The 19,583-nt window shown below is 47.7% G+C and carries 15 protein-coding genes; 9 read left to right on the forward strand and 6 right to left on the reverse strand.

Annotation, left to right across the window (positions count from 1 at the left end; genetic code table 11):
* Positions 1–3 precede the first annotated feature (3 nt).
* The 5 genes from rsxC (at position 4) to nth (ending at position 5,656) form a co-directional block, all read left to right on the forward strand.
* Positions 4–2,433 carry an electron transport complex subunit RsxC gene (gene rsxC, locus H9J30_RS05670; protein ID WP_240130140.1) on the forward strand — a complete coding sequence of 810 codons (2,430 nt, stop codon included), beginning with the start codon at positions 4–6 and terminating at the stop codon, positions 2,431–2,433.
* An 81-nt stretch (positions 2,434–2,514) separates the two neighbouring features.
* Positions 2,515–3,564, forward strand: a complete 1,050-nt coding sequence (gene rsxD, locus H9J30_RS05675; protein WP_240130141.1) for an electron transport complex subunit RsxD — start codon at positions 2,515–2,517, stop codon at positions 3,562–3,564.
* Between the two features lie 54 nt (positions 3,565–3,618).
* A complete protein-coding gene (gene rsxG / locus H9J30_RS05680; RefSeq protein WP_240130142.1) occupies positions 3,619–4,257 on the forward strand; it encodes an electron transport complex subunit RsxG in 639 nt (212 codons plus the stop codon).
* Positions 4,250–4,948 carry an electron transport complex subunit E gene (locus H9J30_RS05685; protein WP_240130143.1) on the forward strand — a complete coding sequence of 233 codons (699 nt, stop codon included), beginning with the start codon at positions 4,250–4,252 and terminating at the stop codon, positions 4,946–4,948. Before rsxG ends, H9J30_RS05685 begins: the two co-directional genes overlap by 8 nt.
* 66 nt (positions 4,949–5,014) lie before the next feature.
* Positions 5,015–5,656: an endonuclease III gene (nth, locus tag H9J30_RS05690; protein ID WP_240130144.1), complete on the forward strand. Its 642-nt coding sequence runs from the start codon at positions 5,015–5,017 to the stop codon at positions 5,654–5,656.
* A gap of 55 nt (positions 5,657–5,711) precedes the next feature.
* On the opposite strand, the gene H9J30_RS05695 is transcribed toward nth, so the two are convergent.
* Positions 5,712–6,002, reverse strand: a complete 291-nt coding sequence (locus tag H9J30_RS05695) for a hypothetical protein (RefSeq protein ID WP_240130145.1) — start codon at positions 6,000–6,002, stop codon at positions 5,712–5,714.
* 317 nt (positions 6,003–6,319) lie between these two features.
* Between H9J30_RS05695 and H9J30_RS05700 the strand changes: the two genes are divergently transcribed.
* Positions 6,320–7,246 (forward strand): hypothetical protein, encoded by a 927-nt coding sequence (locus tag H9J30_RS05700; RefSeq protein ID WP_240130146.1) that lies wholly within the window; start codon positions 6,320–6,322, stop codon positions 7,244–7,246.
* Between the two features lie 10 nt (positions 7,247–7,256).
* Here H9J30_RS05700 and H9J30_RS05705 read toward each other — a convergent pair whose 3' ends face one another.
* From H9J30_RS05705 to H9J30_RS05715, 3 genes are all read right to left on the reverse strand, one after another.
* Positions 7,257–8,039 carry a CLCA_X family protein gene (locus tag H9J30_RS05705; RefSeq protein WP_240130147.1) on the reverse strand — a complete coding sequence of 261 codons (783 nt, stop codon included), beginning with the start codon at positions 8,037–8,039 and terminating at the stop codon, positions 7,257–7,259.
* Between the two features lie 244 nt (positions 8,040–8,283).
* Entirely contained in the window at positions 8,284–9,435 is a 1,152-nt protein-coding gene (locus H9J30_RS05710) for an AraC family transcriptional regulator (RefSeq protein ID WP_240130148.1), read from the reverse strand.
* Positions 9,435–10,400, reverse strand: a complete 966-nt coding sequence (locus H9J30_RS05715) for a GGDEF domain-containing protein (protein WP_275679535.1) — start codon at positions 10,398–10,400, stop codon at positions 9,435–9,437. Before H9J30_RS05715 ends, H9J30_RS05710 begins: the two co-directional genes overlap by 1 nt.
* 647 nt (positions 10,401–11,047) lie before the next feature.
* Here H9J30_RS05715 and H9J30_RS05720 point away from each other — a divergent pair.
* The 3 genes from H9J30_RS05720 to H9J30_RS05730 all read left to right on the forward strand — a co-directional run bounded on the left by H9J30_RS05720 (position 11,048) and on the right by H9J30_RS05730 (position 17,803).
* Complete coding sequence (locus H9J30_RS05720; protein WP_240130150.1) at positions 11,048–13,879, forward strand: TonB-dependent receptor; 2,832 nt, start codon at positions 11,048–11,050, stop codon at positions 13,877–13,879.
* A 26-nt stretch (positions 13,880–13,905) separates the two neighbouring features.
* Positions 13,906–15,873, forward strand: coding sequence for a phytase (locus tag H9J30_RS05725; protein WP_240130151.1), 1,968 nt, complete (start codon positions 13,906–13,908; stop codon positions 15,871–15,873).
* 337 nt (positions 15,874–16,210) lie between these two features.
* Positions 16,211–17,803 carry an ABC-F family ATPase gene (locus H9J30_RS05730; protein ID WP_240130152.1) on the forward strand — a complete coding sequence of 531 codons (1,593 nt, stop codon included), beginning with the start codon at positions 16,211–16,213 and terminating at the stop codon, positions 17,801–17,803.
* A gap of 141 nt (positions 17,804–17,944) precedes the next feature.
* On the opposite strand, the gene H9J30_RS05735 is transcribed toward H9J30_RS05730, so the two are convergent.
* Together H9J30_RS05735 and H9J30_RS21685 are read right to left on the reverse strand one after the other, a co-directional pair.
* Positions 17,945–18,211 carry an SRPBCC domain-containing protein gene (locus H9J30_RS05735; RefSeq protein ID WP_345795817.1) on the reverse strand — a complete coding sequence of 89 codons (267 nt, stop codon included), beginning with the start codon at positions 18,209–18,211 and terminating at the stop codon, positions 17,945–17,947.
* A gap of 279 nt (positions 18,212–18,490) precedes the next feature.
* Complete coding sequence (locus H9J30_RS21685; RefSeq protein WP_240130153.1) at positions 18,491–19,552, reverse strand: nuclease-related domain-containing protein; 1,062 nt, start codon at positions 19,550–19,552, stop codon at positions 18,491–18,493.
* Between the last annotated feature and the right edge of the window lie 31 nt (positions 19,553–19,583).

Raw genomic sequence — 19,583 nt, forward strand, 5'->3', positions numbered from 1 at the left:
GCGGTGCTAACTTTATTAGATCAATTAGATAAAGGAACCCTTTGGCGCTCACCCGGTGGCATTCATCCGCCCGAAGTCAAATTCCTCTCCAATACTACACCGATTAGCCAACTGCCATTAGCACGAGAATACCTCGTGCCTGTGCCACAGGTGGGTGAAAACTGTACCCTTACAGTCAAAGTGGGTGACAAAGTATTAAAAGGTACGCCATTAACTCAAGGCACCTCAATTTGGCATTTGCCCGTGCATGCGCCAACCTCGGGCACAGTGGTGGCCATTGAGCCAAGAGCCAGTAACCACGCCTCCGCGCTGCCGGTGAATACCTGTGTGATTGCCGCCGATGATGAAGACCGCTGGTGCAAGTTAACGCCAGGTTCACTGGAGCTCAGCAATCAGGAGATGATTGCCAAAATCCATCGCGCAGGGATAGCCGGCATGGGCGGCGCAGCCTTTCCAAGCCATATCAAGCTTAATCCCGTTAGTGAAATCGAATTAGTGATTATCAACGGCGTTGAATGCGAGCCTTATATCAGTGCCGACGATCGACTCATGCGTGAATACAGCCAAGAGATATTGGCGGGCATTAGCATTATCCATCGCCTCTTAGCCCCCAAGCGCATCGTGATTGCCATTGAAGACAACAAGCCCGAAGCCATCAAAGCGATGCAACAGGCAGTGAGCCAATCGGTTCTCCCTACGGGTAGTGTTCGGGTCACAGTGATCCCCACCAAGTATCCTTCTGGCGGTGAAAAACAGCTTATTCAAATCATCACCGGTCGTGAAGTGCCCTCGGGCGCCATCCCCGCCAAGCTTGGAATTGTGGTGCATAACGTGGGGACCGCCTTTGCAATTCACCAAGCTGTCACCCAAGGTAAACCGCTGATTGAACGAGTGGTGACCGTGACGGGGCAAAATGTCGGTAAACCTGGCAACTATTGGTTACCCATAGGCACGCCCGTTGAGCATGTGCTCAAGCACACAGAATTTCATGCAGAAGCCGATCAAAAAGTGATTATTGGCGGCCCGATGATGGGCCATGCGCTGCCAACCATACAAGTGCCGATTTTAAAGGGCACAAACTGTATTTTGGTGCCCAGTAGTCAAGAGATTGGGACAACACCAGAGGAAAAAGCCTGTATTCGCTGCGGCGAATGTGCCAATGCCTGCCCTGCACTCTTGCTACCACAACAACTGTTTTGGCATGCAAAAGCCGAAGAATATGACAAAGCAGCCAGCTACAACCTTAAAGACTGTATCGAATGCGGTTGCTGTAGCTATGTATGTCCGAGTGATATTCCCCTCGTGGAATACTACCGCATCGCTAAATCGGCGCTAAAACAAGCCGCTGATGAAAAGCATCAAGCCGAGCGGGCCAAACTGCGCTTCGAGGCGCGTATTCAACGCCTCGAAGAAGAAAAGCTCGCCCGTGAAGCCAAGGCTAAAGAAGCCGCTACGCGTCGCCAAGCGACCATGACCGCAACGGATAAGGATGCCGTTGCACAGGCCATGGCGCGGATTGCAGCCAAAAAGGCGGCTGCGGCAGAAACCACAGCAGATAAGGCTACGGTCGAGGTCGTTGATGCTGATGCGAGCAACAACACAGAAGCGCCTAAGGGTAAGGCAGCCGTTGCCGCGGCGATTGCTCGTGCTAAAGCCAAGAAAGCCGCCGCTGCGGCTCAAGGGGCCGATGACGCAGAATCGTCTCAACAAGTAGTCTCTTCTTTACAAACAGCTTCTTCTGACCAAAGTGAGCCAACTGAGCACGCCGAATCTTTATCACAAAAAGATAAAGTCGCCGCAGCCATCGCTCGCGCCAAAGCGAAAAAAGCAGCATTAAAAGCCGACTCGGATGCCAATGGCGATACTGAAGCGACTGTCAGTGCCAATCAGCCAGTAACCGAATCGGCGATTAGCACTGATACGGATGACAAAAAAGCCAAAGTCGCAGCCGCCGTTGCCCGTGCAAAAGCCAAAAAAGCCGCCGCGCAGCAAGCTGAATCGACTGACGTTGCCGAAGTTCAGCCCAAGCACGAAGCAGACGCTAAGCCAGAATCGACCAATGAGTCGGACGATGGAGCAGGCAATCAATCAAGCTCAGATGCTGAACCAAGCGCGCCACTCAGTCCTGAAGATGAGAAGAAAGCCAAAATTGCTACTGCCGTTGCTCGCGCGAAAGCCAAAAAAGCCGCCGCGCAGCAGGCTGAATCGACTGACGTTGCCGAAGTTCAGCCCAAGCTCGAAGCAGACGCTAAGCCAGAATCGACCAATGAGTCAGACGATAGAGCAGGCAATCAATCAAGCTTAGATGCTGAACCAAACGCACCACTCAGTCCAGAAGATGAGAAAAAGGCCAAAGTTGCTGCCGCCGTTGCTCGCGCGAAAGCCAAAAAGCTGGCAAGGGAAGCGGGTGCGAGCAGTGACGCAAATGAATAGCACTGCAGGTTTTAGCCTCAGTGCTTTAAAAATTATTAGTTTAAAAATCAGTGACTCAAGATTAGATAAAAAGGGATCACAATGGCGTTTAAAATAGCCTCATCACCCCATGTCACCCGCAATTTGCAGACTTCAACGGTTATGCAAAGGGTCATTTTATGCTTGTTACCCGGCCTTGTGGTGCAATGCGCCTTTTTCGGCTGGGGCACGCTTATTCAAGTGTTACTGGCAATTATCGTGGCCCTAAGCTGTGAGGCGGCGGTGATGAAACTGCGTAAACGCAGCATTAAGGCAAGCCTAAGTGATAACAGCGCCATGCTCACGGCCATCTTGATTGGGGTTGCCATTCCGCCGCTCGCGCCTTGGTGGATGATCGTCATGGGCACCGCCTTTGCGATTGTTATCGTCAAGCATCTCTATGGCGGTTTAGGCCATAACCTGTTTAACCCGGCCATGGCCGCCTATGTGTTATTACTGGTGTCGTTTCCGCTGCAGATGACAACTTGGATTGCGCCAAGTACCGTCGCACTCAATACCCCGAGTATTATCGATAGCCTACAACTTATCTTCAACGTTGGTGCCCATGCGGGCATGGAGCAATTTCGCTTAGGCATTGATGGCATCAGCATGGCGACACCGCTGGATACCTTAAAGACCGACCTTTCTTTAGGGCTGACAACGACCGAGATTATGACTAAAACCATCTTTGATGGCAGCACTGGCGTGGGTTGGTTTTGGGTCAATTTAGCCTATTTAGCCGGTGGTTTAGTGCTACTGAAGTTAAAAGCCATTCGTTGGCATATTAGCACGGGGGTATTAGCGGGATTATTTGTGGCATCTAACGTCGGCTTTTTATTATCGCCCGATACCCATGCCAGCCCGCTGTTCCATTTATTCTCGGGTGCCACCATGCTTGCCGCCTTCTTTATAGCGACCGATCCTGTCACGGCCGCCACCAGTCCACGTGGCCGTATCATTTTCGGTGCGTTAATTGGTGTCTTGGTATATATCATTCGTACCCAAGGTGGCTACCCCGATGCGTTTGCCTTTGCGGTGCTACTCGCCAACCTGTGTGCACCATTTATTGACTATTATGTGCGTCCGCGCACCTATGGCCACTCAGCGGGCTAGGCCTGTGAAATAGCGAATCAAGCGAGCTTGAACAAAGACTCTTGAGGAAATAAATTGAATAACCCAATGATTAAAAATGGTCTGTTACTCGCCCTATTTGCCCTGCTCTGCACAGGCTTAGTCGCAGTGGTCAATCAACAGACCTTTGATGAAATAAAGCTGCAACAGCAGAAAGAATTGATGGGCATCTTACATCAACTGATCCCCGATGAAATCCATGACAATGAGCTGACCGCGCAATGTACATTGCTGCAAAATAAAGAGGCGCTAGGCACAGAAGATGCCATGCCGGCCTATATCGCCACCGCGGCTGGTAAACCCGTTGCAATCGCCATGGAGGCCATTGCCCCCGATGGTTACAACGGTAATATCAAACTGATTGTGGGCATCAATACCCAAGGCGAAGTGTTAGGCGTGCGCACGCTTGCCCACCAAGAAACGCCCGGGCTTGGGGATAAAATCGAATTACGTAAATCCGATTGGGTCACCAAGTTTGTAGGGAAAGTGCTTAAATCCGAAGATGATAAGCAATGGCTGGTGCAAAAAGACGGCGGCGATTTCGATCAATTTACCGGTGCGACTATCACCCCACGCGCCTATGTGAAAGCCGTAAAACGCGCAGTATGGTACTTTACTCAGCATCAAGCAGAAATTTTCAGCCAACCACTGAATTGTGAGGCCAAACATGACTAATTATCGCGAAATTGCCTGGCAAGGACTGTGGAAAAATAACCCTGGCCTAGTACAGCTCCTCGGGCTTTGTCCATTATTAGCCGTAACAGCGACCCTCACCAACGCCCTTGGCCTTGGTATCGCCACTATGCTGGTACTGATGGGTTCTAACGTCTTGATATCGTTAGTGCGCGACTATGTGCCCAAGGAAATTCGCATCCCCGTGTTTGTGATGATCATTGCGGCGCTGGTGACAGCAGTGCAACTGCTGGTGAATGCTTATGCCTATGGGCTTTATATGTCGTTGGGGATCTTCCTACCGCTGATTGTGACCAACTGTATTATCATTGGCCGCGCCGAAGCATTTGCTTCCCGTAATAATGCCTTAAGCTCGGCCTTCGATGGTTTGATGATGGGATTAGGGTTTACTTTGGTATTGGCCTTACTTGGCGCCACGCGAGAAATTCTTGGTCAAGGCACTCTGTTTGATGGCGCAGATCAATTACTTGGTCCTTGGGCAAAAGCCTTAACGATTCAAGTATGGCAAGTCGATACCCCCTTCCTGCTGGCCATGTTGCCACCCGGCGCCTTTATCGTCATGGGTTTACTTATCGCCCTTAAAAACGTTATCGATAAAAAGCTTAAAGAGCGCCAACCACAAGTGGCAGCGCAGCCTAGTGTGACGCGGGCGCGGATCACCAAAGTGAGTTAAGCCTTTATTGAGATAACAGCTTAAGTAGTGGGTTTAGTGTTAAACCCACTTCTTACAAGGATCACTATGAATCAACAAAAACGCATCCAAATCCTCACCCGCCTACGTGAAAATAATCCTAAACCACAGACTGAGCTGAATTTCTCCACCCCTTTTGAATTACTGGTGGCAGTGACCTTATCGGCACAGGCAACCGATGTGAGTGTGAATAAGGCGACCGATAAACTGTTTCCGGTGGCCAATACCGCCCACAGTATTTATGCCTTAGGTGTCGAAGGATTAAAGGAATATATCAAGACGATTGGCCTGTATAACAACAAGGCCGTAAATGTGATTAAGGCCTGCGAGATCCTAATTGAAAAATACAATGGTGAAGTGCCAGAAGACAGAGAAGCCCTCGAGTCCCTTCCTGGTGTTGGCCGTAAAACGGCCAATGTAGTGTTAAACACAGCCTTTGGTTGGCCAACTATCGCTGTCGATACCCATATCTTTCGCATGGCAAACCGCACTAAATTTGCCCCAGGTAAAAATGTGGTCGAAGTGGAGGAACGTATGCTAAAAGTCGTTCCCGCCGAGTTTAAAGTCGATGTGCACCACTGGTTTATTCTGCATGGCCGCTACACCTGCCTTGCACGCAAACCCCGCTGCGGCAGCTGCATTATTGAAGATTTGTGTGAATTTAAAGAGAAGGTTTACCCCGAAGAATAAATTCACGGATAAGATGTTAAAAGCTCAAGGGCTTATAGGCTAGGCACTCTTAAGCTTAAAGTCCTTTGCTTTTCACACTTTGTGTTTTTGGACTACTTGATTTATCCAGTAATAGCGCAAGCAATTCCTCATATTTAGGCCCTTGGCCAAACTGCGGCAAAGCCACCGCAAACACCACCAGCGCGAAAGCGATATATATGGCATACGGATGGCTGCAAAGATCAGCAAGCAACGTCAGCGTGCCTAAGAGAAGCAAAATAATCACGCCAATCCGCACTCGCTGCGCCCACTTCACCTTATGTTTTGCTGCAGTAATTAACGCCAGCTCCGCGTCAAAAAATTCCATGCCTATTCCTTTTTATACTTCTAACCAAAATATTGAGGATGCCAACTCTATCAGTGAAAAACAACTCTGCAGCAAAATCTGTACTGTGAGCCTCGATAAAGAGGCGGACATGGCGTACTCCCACGCCATAAAACCGGCCATCGATATGCTTAACAAACCAATTCAAAGAAAAACCAGCTGAACCTAAAACAGTCTAACATACTGTTATTATGAAAATTTATTCATTATGAAGTCGATAGCTTACAGACAATAATTCTTTAGTCAAAACAGAAGATCCAGTACACTAACCCTCTTTGCTTTAGAGAGTCTTTGCGAGTATGTCCTATTCACAGCCCTTAGCCGATGTGCCTCAGCCACATACGCATATGCACCGTCAATTGGCTGAGCCGCAACCTAGGATTTCCCTCAGTATACTCGCCGAACAACTTAAGCTTCAGCAAGTGACCATTATTGGCAATGCCTCAGGCGAGTGGCAGCCCGCCACGAAAGGTCTCACTTTTATTTTTAATGGTACGCAATGTCCGCAGCATTTGGCTCCCCAAGGTCAAGTGGTCAATATTGCCAATGGCGGCTTTGCCGAATCGCAATATGCCTTTGAAGTTCAAGGTCATACCCAAGGAGTACAACTTGCTAAGGCATTAACCCAAGTCGCCACCGAACTTACTGCAGCCCTAGGTTGCTGGCCATCATCGGGCTTAACAGCAATCGTACTCATGAAGACATTGGCAAAACAACTGCAAGTTCAACGAATGTCGCTACTACCCAGTTTACGACGCAGTGCTGAACTGCCTGAGACAGTCCATCTCCCCTGCATGGTGCATAACTGGTTGGGGGAAAGAAGAATCGCTAAAGCCCTGCTCTGTGAGCGCTTAGACTGGGCTGAATTTACGCTTATCCCTTGGGAGCAAACAACTGGGGCAACACACCAAGTAAATTTCATCAGTGAAAATGATGATCCCTTTCGTAAACTGGATTTATTGAGACAATATCGCCTCGTTGAGGATGTGAATGAGGATACCAAGCAAGGAATACGGCAACATTTAGCCGAGTTAGCCTGCATTCCCAGTGCTATTTGGTTGCAGTGTGCAGATAAAGCCAAGCTCATCGCATGCGAGTCGCTGTTTTTTAATCATCAGCCCGAAACACAGCTCAGCCCTTGGTATTTAATGGATTACCACGCCTCACAATGGCTCGATGCCATTCGCCACCAGCTCGCCTATTGCCAGCAACAACTCGCGGATTAGCACTAAACGCTTATCCTGCTTTCCCTAACGCGGTGCCTAGCGGCTCAAAATAGGCAATCAATGCCTTGAAAATGCGTTGCCTATGCGGTTCGTCGGGATACGCGCCTTCCTTAGCTAAGGATGAATAGCGCGTGCCAGACACCAGATAGGGATTTTGGATCCCTTGATAGGATTCGATACACGCCTCAAAGGCCCGAGCCATCATTTCGGTGGGTTTAGCAAAATACTGCGCGCCATAACGTTTATCTAATGCTATTGCACGGCAGACATAATCACTCGGCGCTAAATTGTCCTCAGAGAGTAATGTCACTCGAAAAATTTCGGCTAAACGCTGATTTAGCGGATGATCAATGAGCGGCAGATCGGCAAGCCAAAGATCGCTGGCGCACGTAAACCGTCCCGTTCCCCGTTGAAACGCCTTCGGCGCAATATAATGATCAAACGCATGCCAAAACTCATGGGCCAAGGCGCCAGCGCCAGCATTTTTTGCCAATGCGAGCTCTCTTGCTGCAGGCGCATAATGGGCCTGCACGCCCTTTTGTCCGCCATGACCAAAAGCAAGGCTCAAGGTTTGCCTCAATCCTAAGGTCAATGGCGGTAAATTGAGGATAAAGGCAAGATCTGCCAATGAATCAAACACTAAATTCGCGGCGATTAAGGATTCTTCCCGCGAGACCCAGCGCCCTACGCGCACATGGCTAAAACCAAAGGTTTGCTTGACATCCAGAAAGGTCATTTGCTCCCCAAAGCGATAATCGGGGCCATGGCGGTGATACTGCTGATGGGTTAACACTATCCGTTAAAATCGTAGGTTAAGTAATACATAAAGGCATTTTAAGTGAAAGCGGAATGCATTTATAGCCTACTCCAAACCCTTAAGGTTCTTTTTGAATATTTATTCTAAATTTTGCATAAATAAAACTATAACCTCGGATAATTTGCTAACACTTATGCAAAATGATGAATGGCAATTCAAAAATCAAATAAATTCAGTGAGTTTGTTCAGTAAATAGGTGAATCTTCACTTTAGAGGGCAACTAGGCTAGCCAATAGCGAAAATAACCAGGTAATTGGCCCGTCCATCGCTTAAATGAACGCCTAAAATTACTGGCATCACTAAAGGATAACGAGGTAGCAATACTCTGGGCATCTTGCTCAGGTTCAGCCAAATAATACAGCGCCCTGATTAAACGGGACTCATCAACTAATTGTCCGTAAGTCAGCCCCATCTCCCCAAGACGCCGTTTTAACGTGGCAGGACTCATCTCTAACAATTGCGCCATTTCGGGCAATGACAGTGTTCTACGCATCAATTTTAGGCGAATGCCCGCCGCTAATCCTAGGCGAAACTCCTGCGCTAATAACGCTTGGCGAGCCCCCTTTGCCATATTGAGTTGTGGCCTTAATGGCGAACGCGGGTGTTGAATATCCTGATCAAAAGAGGTTGCTTCCAAATGAGTAAAAGTTTGAGATGGAGAAGGCAACCGAGCATCCCCAGCACAGTGAGTATCGACATTGTCGGATTGGGAATAAACTAGACTTTGGCTGGCAAAGAGCGAAGGCTGGCGTAACAAGGTTTTGGCCATGGATATCCTGCACAGCGGCGCATCAAACCGTAAATCCATGCCGAAATATTTATAGTAATGGGCCAAATTATCCGGTGCAGAGTACGGAAAACAAATACTGCCGCGCCACGCTTGTCCGAGCAATTGCTTACAGCACGCAGTGAGGGACGACAGGCTTAATTCGATGAAAAACTGTTTGTGCCGCTGCATACCTAGGTCGAGGCTGAGTAGAAAGTGCCATTCCTGCTCCCCCTGCCAACGCCAAGTTTGTAGCCAAGGCTGGGTGAGCCAATGATACTTATGCCAGAAGTGAGTCAACTCCTTAAGATCCCGCGCGCAAAACAACCCCGCCGTAAGTGCGCCGCTTTGGGACGGTAACCAAAGTTGACCGAGTAAAAAACTCAAATCGCCACTTGGCCACTGTGCTAATGCATTATCTAACAGACGTGCGAGCTGTTTTGGACTAATAAGATGATCGGGTTTGCGAATATCTGCCGCAAAAATCCCTGTCCCCCGGAGTAACTTATCACCATCAAGCTCTCGCTGTTTAAAGAGCCCCACAAGGCTTGCCACCAGCAATTGACTATCGATACATTTATCCTGCCAGGTGGCCAGCGCGCGCATTAGTTAAGCTCGCTTAAGGTTGACTGATTTAGCCCATTAAATGTTGTAGGCACAGTCGCAGCCGAGCGACGATTTTCTTTTTGCTGTGACATTTTTTGATTCAACAATTGCAGCAATGCCGCGGCCTCGTTCTTAGCACTGAACTTGTTAGCCTGTCTATCCAATACTTTAGGCGAAGGCAACGTCCACACCACTGAGGCATGACAACCAAAATCCTTAACCCCTTGCTGTAATTGTTCTGCCATCACACTGACTAAAGGCGGTATCGCACCGCGCAGCAGGATAACAAAGCGGTCTCCAGCATAACGGCAGACTAAATCTTGGTTTCTCAAGGCTGAACTTAACCACAATGCCAACTGTGACAAGAGCCTATCGCCCTCTTCTACGCCTTGAATTTTGTTATATTGATGAAAATAATCGACATCAAGCATGATTAATCCAAACGCTTGATTTTGTGATAATTGCTTAACTAAGTGATGTTCAAAAGCCTTGGCATCATTGAGTAAGGTCAGACTATCGGTTAATTGATGCTCACGGTGAAATTGCTCTCGCGTTTGTAGCTGGCGATTTACCACAGTTTGCTCATCGCGCCATAACCATAAACCACAGGTCAGTAGCAACAGCCCGACGGGTGTAGGCATTTTTTCAAACCCGTTGTACACAGGTAGGGTTTTGACAATAAATATCTCATCCAGTAAATCTAAATAACAACCTAAACAATAGCTTGAGAGACCCGCGATTAACAGATTGGTCACGCGACCAGAGGGACGAACCGACACAATCACCATTAGCCAGCACATTCCAAGCGCAAATAACGCACCTTCGGTGGCGACATCGAGCCAATCGACTTCAGCGATGGTTTTGGCCGTAGTGCTCTGCCACAAAAACAGCGGCACGATAAAAAGAATAACCAGACTTAAGCCATAGACACAGGCTAAACGTAATGATTTTGCAGGTGTATCCAAAATACTCACCTTGTTTGTGTAAAACCCCAAAAGGGCAAATTCAGTAAAAATGCTATGGGGTTGCAAGTTAGCGAGCTTTGATGACAAATCTGTGACGTGACTTACCGATTAGCAACAGTGCTAAACACATAGAAATTAACTAATCAATTGAATTTAAAATAGTAATAGGACTAATTCCAATACACAGCTCCATCCTGGGGCGTCAAATTAGCTCAAACATTTTTTTTAATCAGAATGAACACGCTAATTAACAGCATAACACCCACGGAATTCATCTTAACTTAACGCGATTATTTGGGATGTAATGCCGCAATCCTTGACCAGAGGATTTGTATACAAAGATGCGCATAACCCATTATAAAAAATGACTTTTTAACCACATGACATGCCTAAACCATACTCAAAGCGTTTGATGCTCAGCCCCGTCAATCGTCGCTTATTAGCACAATATTGCTTAAGTCATTTTGGCTCATCCTAACGCAAAAAATGCCATTTTCGCCGCTTAAAGCAACCTAAAAGCAAGCGCTCAACAATCTCGTCACAAATCTGACATTAAGCTCCCCTAACTTGGCGGCCATTAACGGATGGCAACCATGCTTGCCCGAACATCGCTCAAGACTCAGTCTTAACACTACAGGAACAAAAACATGCAATCTGCGACATCCTCCTTAAAAGCAGCAACGTCTGCACCACATAAAGAACGCTTAATCCCAAAAGCGTCCAAATCCATTTCGGCACGCCTTTCGGCGCTAAGCTTAGCAATGATGATTGCAGGCTTTAGTGCCAACGCCCTCGCCGTGGGCAAACTTGAAGGACAAATTCGCGATAACAACAGCCAACAACCCCTTGCAGGCGCGACTGTGACCTTAAAAGAACTGAACTTGAGTCAACAGGCTGGCCGCGATGGCCGCTTCTTTTTTGTAGGCGTGCAAGATGGCGATTACACCTTAGTTGTCAATTACCTCGGCGCAATGACGAGTGAACATAAGATCAGCATTCGTGACAAACAAACCACACTGCAAGATATCAGTTTAAGCAGCCAAGATGATGTGGAGCATATCCGCGTAGTGGGGCAACAGGGCGCGCTCAGTAAATCGATGAACCGCCAACGCGGCGCAGATAATGTGCTCAGTGTGGTAAGCGCCGATGTGTTGGGGAATTTCCCCGACAGTAATATCAGTGAGTCGCTGCAGCGGGTGCCAGGCTTATCAATTGAACGGGACCAGGGCGAAGGCCGCTTTGTGCGTGTGCGCGGTATGGCGCCAGACTATAACTCGGTATCGATGAACGGTACACGCTTACCCTCCCCCGAAAGTGATAGACGCGCGGTCGCCCTCGATGTGGTGCCATCGGATCTCCTGCAATCGGTAGAAGTGAGTAAAACCTTAACTCCAGATATGGATGCTGATGCCCTAGGCGGCGCCATTGAGGTAAAAAGCCTGTCGGCCTTCGACCGCGATGATACATACCTCAACCTCAACGCTGAGGCGAGCCAAGATACCTTAACCGACAATACCAACCCCAAATTAGCGGCCAGCTACAGCGATATCATTGCTGAAAATCTGGGTATTGCTATCGCGACCAGTTGGTATAACCGCGACTTTGGCTCTGATAACGTCGAAACCGGTGGCGATTGGACGTTTGCAGAGGATTCTGGCTTTGATGACGCAGCACTGACATCTATTGATACCCGTGATTATGAAATCAATCGTGAGCGTTTAGGTATCGGCGTGAACTTCGATTATCGTCCAAGCGATGATACCGACTTGTATCTACGCACCCTGTATAGCGAGTTTGATGACACTGAAACCCGCAACAGCGCTAAAACCAAGTGGAAGTCAGCGCAGCAGGCAGATGCATTAAGCCAAGGTAAAACCACCCGCTCGCTCAAGTCGCGTACTGAGAATCAAAATATCACCTCCTTTGTGCTCGGCGGCCAAACCCGCTTTGACCGCTGGACCTTTGACTATCAAGCGAGTCACAGCACCGCCAGCGCCGAAAAACCGCGGGATATTGCGGGCGCCGATTTTGTCGCCAAGATTGATAACACCGGCTTTAGTAATACACAGAAGCCACAGATTATCGCCCCTGAAGACTATTACCAAAACGCAAATTTTGAACTGGATGAAATTGAAATCGCCGCTTCCAAGGCCGAAGACACCATCAACGCGGTGAATGTCGATCTTACCCGTCAACTCACCCTAGGCGACTACAGCGCCGAAGTGAAAACTGGGGTAAAAGTGAGCCGACGCGATAAAACTAATCGGGAAGATATTTGGATATACAGTGACTTAGGCGATCAAGGTGTGAGTGATGATGCCCTGCTGCTGAGCCAATATGCGGGCAATGAACTCGACTATAGCTTAGGCCGCTTCGGTACTGGTATTAATTCAACCCCAGTGTGGGAGCTCGTCAATAGCCTCGATGCGGAGAATAATCTCGATGACGTTGAGTCCACCATTAACGATTTTGATATTACTGAAGATATTAATGCCGCCTACCTGATGGGGCATATGGATATTGGTAAGCTGCGGATACTCACAGGACTGCGTTTCGAGCAAAATCAATGGGACTCTAGCGGCTCTGGCTATGATGGCGCCAAAGACGAATTTATCGATATCAATCATTCTAGCGATGAAGATCATTGGCTGCCCGCGCTGCACCTAACCTATCGTTATACCGACAATACCGTGCTGCGTGCCGCGTGGACCAACACCTTAGTGCGCCCGACGTTCGGCCAATTAGCGCCGGGGTATTTGCTCGAAGAAGATGATGGCGATATTGATTTAACCTTTGGTAATCCAAAACTTAAGTCACTTGAATCAATGAATGTTGACTTAAGCCTCGAACACTATTTCGGCAATATAGGATTAATTTCGGCGGGGCTTTTCTATAAAGATATCGAGAACTTTATTTATCAAGCCGATTTAGCCGGCCTCGGTGACTATGCGGATGCCCACAGCGCCGTGACTTTTGTGAATGGTGACAGCGCCGACATCTACGGACTGGAGCTCAGTTATGTGCAGGAGTTTCACTTTTTACCCGAGCCATTTAATGCCTTGGTGCTCAACTCTAACCTTACCTACACGGATTCCAGTGCCAACATCAGTTGGATTGAGGATGGCCAATTACTGAGCCGCGATATCCCGATGCCAAGTCAATCGGATCTGACCGCCAACCTGTCACTGGGATACGAAAATAGCTACGCCAGTGTCTGGTTATCGGCGGCCTATAAATCTGAATATTTACAGGAAGTCACTGAGCTAAGCGATGAACGCTTTGATCTCTATGAAGACAATCATCTGCAATGGGATTTTGTCGCAAAAGCCCATTTGACCAGCAGTTTAACCTTATATTTCAAAGGGGTAAACCTAACGGATGAGCCCTACTATAGCTACACGGGTAACAGCGCCTATAACGCCCAATACGAAGCCTATGGCCGCACCTTCCAATTAGGCCTGCAGTATACCAACTACTAATACTCTATTGATAAAAGAAGAAAACAATGACGAAACCTTTAATTTATTTCCGTGAACATTACGGATCGATTATTCGAAAAATCACCTTAACACTATTCGGTGTGATGGGCATTCACGCTAGCAGCTTAGCGCAGACGCCCTACTTGACCGCCGCCAATAAGGGCAGTCAAGCCCAGCCCTTAGTCTTTGGCGCCAATAGGAATTCGACACCCGAAGCCCCAGCTTGGCTCTGGGTCAGTGAAAAACAAGGACTGATGTTGCAAACCCTGCCAACAGCCGACAATACGCCAATGCCTGCGGCCACAACCTTAGTCAAAGGCGAGTTTGAGCTGTTAGCCTTTAGCGATCCTTACGCCTTAACACTCGATCGCCGCGCCGATCGCATTCGGCCTATCATGATCAAACAAATAGAAGGTAAGGTCGCGACCAATGTGTTGCCACTGCTACCAATGGCTTCGTTTGAAATCAATTGGATCTGTATTCAGCCAAGGCCGCAGGATGGCAATATTTACGCCTGGTTTGGTAGTGAAGATGGCTATAGCGAGCAGTGGTTATTAGGCGATGCGGGTCACTTTGTCCCTAAAAAAATGCGCCGCCAAGCGATTCCCGTCAACAGCACTAGCTGCGCTATTGATGGCGATACCTTATTCGTCAGCGAAGGCGAAGCCGGTGTTTGGCAATTCGATGCCAGCCCCTTTGCCGACAACAGTGCCAAGTTGATGTTAGCCTCGCCTGATAATGATATCGCGGGCATGCAGGTAATTAATGGCAAGTTACTGTTAAGCAATAAAAAAGGTCAAATAACGTTAGATAAACAAGCGATTGCAAACTACGACTTAGGGAAGGTACAAGGGTTAAGTGGTTATCTAAGCGGAACTGACACCTACAGGGCAATTCAACTTGCCCTCTATGATGATAAAACCGACCAGTATTTATTTACCCAAGCAGCGTTGCCTCCGGCTCTGAGTAAAGCAAGTAGCAAGCCCAGCGATAATATCATCGAAATCTCTGCTTGGGTTGAAAGCGCATCCTCGGACAGACCCGGCGATACCATGGATGACCCCGCAATTTGGGTGCATCCAACTCAACCGGAAAAAAGCCTAGTGCTTGGCACCAACAAACGCTGGGGACTCTTGAGCTTCAATATGCGCGGCGAGCAAGTGCAAGCCCTGCCATCGGGGCGCATAAATAACGTTGATCTACGCCAGCAAGTGCCATTAGGCGGTAAAAAGCGCGATATCGCCGTTGCCACCCTAAGGGATAACGACAGCCTCGCCTTCTATGAAATCGACGCTCATGGCAAGATCAGCGAGTATCCTAACCAAGCCACAGACCTAGTCGATATTTATGGCATGTGTTTGTATCAGGATGCCGACAATCTCTATGTGTTTGCCAATGAAAAGTCCGGCCGCATCGCCCAATACCGCGTCGATTGGCAGAATAGCGCTCCAAGTATCAAGTTAGTGCGTAATATCCATACCCCCAGCCAAGTCGAAGGTTGTGTTGCCGATGAAACGCAACATGCTCTGTTTATCGGTGAAGAGGACCAAGGCATTTGGCGCTTTAATGCCAAGGCGAATGGCGGTACTCAAGGCGAGCTAATCATCAAAGCTGAAGGGGATTTAGTGGCCGATGTTGAAGGTATAGCACTCTACTTAGGCGCTCAAATCCAAGGTAAAAAACAGGATCTGCTGGTGGTCTCAAGCCAAGGCAATAATAGTTATATCTTGTATCAGGCCCAACCGCCCTATGCCCAAGTAGGCCGTTTTAGGATCGGGATGAATTTTAACGGTGTTGAAAATGGCCGCGAAACCAGTATCGACGCCAGCAGCGAGACCGATGGCCTTGCCGTGACCCACTTAAGCGTTGGCAAAGGTGCTTGGCAGCAGGGAATGCTGGTGGTACAGGATGGACACAACCATTTACCCGATAATAACCAATCCTTTAAATGGTTACCTTGGAGTAGCATTGTTGAAAAAATCTCGCTGAAATAGCGATGATACTTGCTCTGCTGTAACTCACCATGGAGCCACTAAACCGAGTCCTTTGGACTCGGTTTAGGGTTATCACATTTCAACAGGTGGCCAACATTAATTGATGCGCTTTGCATTGAAACACCCTAGGCAATCTGAAACTCGTATCTTCAGGTAGCTTGGGTATATTCTTTAGACTGTTGTTTGTGACTCGCATCTTTTGCCTGAAATCGCTATACTGCGCGGCCAAATTATCTTGGCCAAGACTTTGCTGATATCAGCATCATTGTTGCACGGCATTTGTAGCAACACAGCCGGTTTAAGCCTTTTATTAAGACGTTACCCCTAGGACATACCCTTGATCTCTACCGCAAATATCACCATGCAATTCGGCCCCGAGCCATTATTTGAAAATATCTCGGCAAAATTTGGCAACGGCAACCGTTATGGTTTGATTGGCGCTAACGGCTGCGGCAAATCCACCTTTATGAAAATCTTAAGTGGTGCCCTCGCCCCAACATCGGGCAATGTGTCCATCACGCCGGGATTAAAGGTCGGCACCCTAAGCCAAGATCAATTCGCCTTTGAGCAATACACGGTTATCGATGCGGTGATCATGGGTGATACCCAGCTGTGGAAAATCAAGCAAGAGCGTGACGCCATTTACGCCAAGCCAGATATGAGCGAAGAAGATGGTATGCGCGTAGGCGACTTGGAGAGTGAATTTGCCGAAATGGATGGTTACAGCGCCGAGAGCCGCGCTGGCGAAATCCTCATCGAAGCGGGTATCGAAGAGTCTTTCCACTACGGTCCGATGTCTCAGGTCGCGCCCGGCTGGAAACTGCGGGTGTTATTAGCCCAAGCACTGTTTGCTAACCCTGATATCTTGCTGCTCGACGAACCCACCAACAACTTGGATATTCATACCATTAGTTGGCTTGAAACTGAGCTGAATAAACGCAAGTGCACCATGATCATCATCTCCCACGATAGGCATTTCCTGAATGCAGTGTGTACCCATATGGCGGATATCGATTACGGCGAACTGCGTATTTATCCCGGCAACTACGACTACTTTTTAGCGCAATCAGCGTTATTGCGTGAACAACTCTTAGCCGGCAATGCCAAAAAGAGCGCCGAGATTGAAGAATTACAGGACTTCGTTAACCGCTTTGGTGCCAACGCTTCTAAAGCGAAACAAGCCAGCTCGCGCGCTAAACGCATGGACAAAATTAAACTAGATGAAGTGAAATCCTCCAGCCGAATTACCCCATCGATTCGTTTCGCTGCTGGCAAAAAAATGCATCGCCAAGCCTTAGTGCTGGAAAATCTTGGCCATGGCTTTGATGGCGAAAACTTATTCGAAGGTGGTGATTTAATTCTCGAAGCTGGCGCAAAACTGGCAATTATTGGCGAGAACGGTGTGGGTAAAACCACCCTATTACGCTGTTTAGTCAATGAATTAATCCATAATGAAGGCACGATTAAGTGGTCCGAAAATGCCTCTATCGGCTATTGCCCACAGGACAGCACCAGCGATTTCGATAATGACTTGAGTATTATTGAATGGATGGATCAATGGCGCCAACCCAAACATAACGATTTGATGGTACGCGCCATGTTAGGTCGTTTGCTGTTTACAGAAGATGATGCTAATAAAAAGGCTAAAAACTGCTCCGGCGGAGAGAAAAACCGGTTAATTTTCGGCAAGTTAATGATGCAAGACATCAACGTCATCATTATGGACGAACCAACTAACCATATGGATATGGAAGCAATTGAAGCGCTCAATAATGCCCTCAAAGATTTTGAAGGCACGTTGATTTTTGTCAGCCATGACCGTGAGTTTGTTTCTTCGTTAGCGACTCGCATTATTGATATTCGTGATAGAAAACTGGTGAATTTCCAAGGAACATTTGATGAGTATCTGGCAAACCTTGCCAGTGCGTAGCCCTGCGGGTACTAGGTGATAAGCCTTTTTAAAGGCTTTATCCTTTGCCAATAAAATTGCCCAATAAAAAAGACGCTTCACTCTACTCGAGATAAGCGTCTTTTTATATCACCCTTTTATATCACCCAGTGACTGACGACCTCATTCCGTTTTCGCTTCAACCAAAGCCGCTAATTGTTGTAATGATTCCTGCCAACCAAGGTAACACATCTCCTCAGGAATAATCGCAGGAATGCCCTCCTGCACTATCTGCAAGCTGGTACCACAGGCTACCTCAGCAAGTTCAATAGTCACCTGCATCACCCCAGGTAGATTAGCATCATCAAATTGGCCGGTATGGCGGATAAGTTTATTAGGGATTAGCTCGGTATAAGTTACCTTAAAAGAATGACTGACCCAGTCGCAAATTGGGTAAAGCTCATGGAATACCCTGCACCGACAGCCAACTCAAACTCATGAATTGTCCCAACAAAGCCGTAAGGCGGTAATCAGCGCGCTAACGCAGCTTTATCGGTAAAGGCCTTATAGACTAACGCCGCTGGCGCACGCAGCACCCGATGTAACCTCACTGTACCTGTGTTATCCGACATATGCTTATCCTTCCAATTGCTTATGGGTTAATGGTGTTCTTAAAGATAGCGCAATAATCCATTCGTTATCACCTTAGCAAGAATATTAACTGTAATATCAGCTTGAGATGGTTGGTTCGACGCGGCGATGCTTAAATTGCATTAAGTGCAATGACTTAGCATCAGAGTTCGATTGCTGTTGGGCAATATCGAGCCGTTCTGCCGCGCGATAAAATTCTAGATTTGTGTTTTGAGAAGTTTCACTCGTTTGTACTTTATACTGAGCGATAAAACTCAAAAGTCCCGACTCATTCACCACATTTTTAGGCAATGGGGTTTTAAAGCTTACCTCATCACTAAAAACGACAACTGAATGGAGTCCCTCGACGAACCCTAAGCAGTGGGCAACCGCTAAACAATGTTTATAGTTTTGATGTAGCGGATTTTTAAAGCGGGTTTGTTTAGTAAAAATTTTCTGCGTCCAAAGAGCTTGCTTCTCTCCCCCAAATATCCAGCCGGAGTAATTTTTAACTTCAAGAACAAAAACGCCAAAATGAGTCAATAAGACTAAATCAACCTCTGTCAAAGAGGGTGTGCCTTCACTCATCTCATCCATAGGTAAAATTAAATTGCGATAAAGTCGATAGTCTTCACCTTTTAGTCCTTGCTTGAGCAAGTTGGCGACCCGCTTTTCCCCCTGTTGGCCTAACCTTTCGGCTCGGTATCGTCTTAGCGTTGGCCGAAATAGCCATATGGCTACCATCAACACAATCATAAAAACAGGAATACTCAGAAGAATAGATAGCGCCTCTAGTATTGAAGAAATAGGGGAAATCGCGCTTGGAGTGGGCGTATGTTTAGGTGTTATCTCGGTAGGGATCAGATTGGGTTTCTGCTCCGGCGTATTAAGACGAGCAGTGAATTGCGTTTTAGGATGGTGAGTGAGGGATTTTATGCCATTGGCTACGGGTTGCTGACAACGCTCATCGAATCTTGCTTTGAGCTCCTGATAACGCGGCGTGGTTGGATGCCAATCCTGCATCTCACTTTGGATGAGGATACAAATCGCTTCAAAGTCTTGTTTCTCCAAAGCCCAAAGCGAGGAGGAATATAAGCAGAGCAAAATAACGTTTAGCCCAAAAACCCAACGCTTAAAAAATAGCGGGGAAAGCTTTCTCACCTTTATGCATCCATTCATGCTTATACGACTC

The sequence above is a fragment of the Shewanella cutis genome (assembly GCF_022410515.1).
Lineage (GTDB): Bacteria > Pseudomonadota > Gammaproteobacteria > Enterobacterales > Shewanellaceae > Shewanella > Shewanella cutis.

Excerpts from the sequence above, each read along its gene's own strand:
- rsxD (WP_240130141.1), top strand. The coding sequence starts at position 2,515 with ATGGCGTTTAAAATAGCCTCATCACCCCATGTCACCCGCAATTTGCAG.
- H9J30_RS05685 (WP_240130143.1), top strand. The coding sequence starts at position 4,250 with ATGACTAATTATCGCGAAATTGCCTGGCAAGGACTGTGGAAAAATAAC.
- nth (WP_240130144.1), top strand. The coding sequence starts at position 5,015 with ATGAATCAACAAAAACGCATCCAAATCCTCACCCGCCTACGTGAAAAT.
- H9J30_RS05695 (WP_240130145.1), bottom strand. The coding sequence starts at position 6,002 with ATGGAATTTTTTGACGCGGAGCTGGCGTTAATTACTGCAGCAAAACAT.
- H9J30_RS05700 (WP_240130146.1), top strand. The coding sequence starts at position 6,320 with ATGTCCTATTCACAGCCCTTAGCCGATGTGCCTCAGCCACATACGCAT.
- H9J30_RS05710 (WP_240130148.1), bottom strand. The coding sequence starts at position 9,435 with ATGCGCGCGCTGGCCACCTGGCAGGATAAATGTATCGATAGTCAATTG.
- H9J30_RS05720 (WP_240130150.1), top strand. The coding sequence starts at position 11,048 with ATGCAATCTGCGACATCCTCCTTAAAAGCAGCAACGTCTGCACCACAT.
- H9J30_RS05725 (WP_240130151.1), top strand. The coding sequence starts at position 13,906 with ATGACGAAACCTTTAATTTATTTCCGTGAACATTACGGATCGATTATT.